General features: G+C 62.8%; 1 protein-coding gene. It reads left to right on the top strand.

The features are described from left to right. Positions 1-344 (top strand): IS21 family transposase (locus AC0L23_RS40110; protein ID WP_473358440.1); only part of this gene is annotated, 344 nt, incomplete at both ends.

Below are 344 nucleotides of genomic sequence, written 5' to 3' on the forward strand. Positions count from 1 at the left end.
CCAGGCGAAGCCTACCAGTTCGACTGGAGCCACGAGGTCGTCCTGCTGAGCGGCACCACGGTGATGGTGAAGGCTGCCCATGTCCGGCTCTGTCACAGCCGTATGCTGTTCGTGCGGGCCTATCCGCGGGAGACGCAGGAGATGGTGTTCGACGCCCACGACCGGGCGTTCGCCCTGTTCAAAGGCACCTGCACCCGCGGCATCTACGACAACATGAAGACCGCCGTAGAGACGATCTTCGTCGGTAAAGGCCGTCTCTACAATCGTCGCTTCCTGCAGATGTGCAGCCACTATCTGGTCGATCCGGTCGCCTGTACGCCAGCGTCGGGCTGGGAGAAGGGGCA

This window comes from Bradyrhizobium sp. MI1.4 (assembly GCF_055811315.1).